Genomic DNA, 1,421 nt, shown 5'->3' on the forward strand with positions numbered 1-1,421 from the left:
TAGTACATGAACATGATGTTGTTATTAATGAAATCATGGCCGATGAAAGCCCAACACAAGGATTACCCGAGTATGAATACATCGAGTTATACAATACCAAAAATTATCCAATTTCAGTTGAAGGTTGGAAATTGCAAATAGGCAGCAAGGAATTGTTGTTTACTTCAGATACCATTCAAGCAAATTCATATTTAATTCTATGCTCTCATACCTCCAAAGAAGAATTTTTGGTTTATGGAGATGTACATTCTTTATCTAGTTTTAGTGGCTTAACCAACTCAGGAAACAATTTGAAGTTGTTGTCTGCTAAAGGAGAAACAATTGATGAAATCACCTATTCCGATACCTGGTATCAATCAGAGGAAAAAAACAATGGGGGTTGGAGTTTAGAGCGAATTGATCCTTCGAATACGTGCAGTAGTCGAAGCAATTGGTCAGCTTCCGCAAATGCGAATGGAGGAACACCCGGCCAAATCAATTCAATTCGTACGGAAAATTTAGATGAAGAAGCTCCTAATGTAATTTATTTCAAATTGGTATCTGAAAATCAGTTGTCTTTGGAATTTAGTGAAATGATCGATGAAACAACATTACTGAATCCTGAGAATTATAACATACAGGGCAACGTTTTAAAGGAGCTTATTTTCATTTCAACACAAGAGGTAGAGTTGCAATTCGAAAATGCATTTACAGATGCGGAGCCAATGAATTTGCATGTTTCAGGAATATCCGATGAGTGTGGTAATGTGCTTGATACCATATTGAATTTTGTGTATCACGAAGTACATCAGCATGATGTTGTCATAAACGAGATCATGGCAGATGAAAGTCCAAGTCAAGGATTGCCAGAGTATGAATACATCGAGTTGTACAATACCAAAAGCTATCCAATTTCAGTTGAAGGATGGAAGTTACAAATTGGCAGTAAGGAACTGTCGTTTTCTTCAGATACCATTCCATCAAATTCATATTTGATTCTCTGTTCTAATTCAGCAGCTGAATCATTTTCTGAATTTGGGAATGCTTTGGGTGTATCAAACTTTACAGGCCTTACAAATACAGGAAATAGTTTAAGATTGTTGTCTGTCAATGGAGAAGCAATAGATGAAATCACTTATTCCGATACCTGGTATCAATCAGAGGAGAAAAGCAATGGAGGTTGGAGTATAGAGCGAATTGATCCTTCTAACACATGCAGTAGTCGAAGCAATTGGTCAGCTTCCGTAAGTAAAAATGGAGGGACACCCGGAAAAATCAACTCAATTCGTGCTGAAAATATAGATGAAGAAGCACCTAAGGTAATTTCTTTTAGACTGAAATCAGAAAATCATTTGTCTTTGGAGTTTAGTGAAATGATTAATGAATTAACACTACTGAATCCTGAGAATTATAAATTACAAGCCAACGTTTTAAAGGAGATT

At 36.0% G+C, this 1,421-nt stretch carries 1 protein-coding gene; it reads left to right on the forward strand.

Going from position 1 to position 1,421, the window contains the following annotated elements; all coding sequences use genetic code 11:
- Positions 1-1,421 (forward strand): lamin tail domain-containing protein (locus DF185_RS22880; RefSeq protein ID WP_133250139.1); only part of this gene is annotated, 1,421 nt, incomplete at both ends.

Origin of the sequence: Marinifilum breve, from assembly GCF_003202155.1 — a bacterium.
Lineage (GTDB): Bacteria > Bacteroidota > Bacteroidia > Bacteroidales > Marinifilaceae > Marinifilum > Marinifilum breve.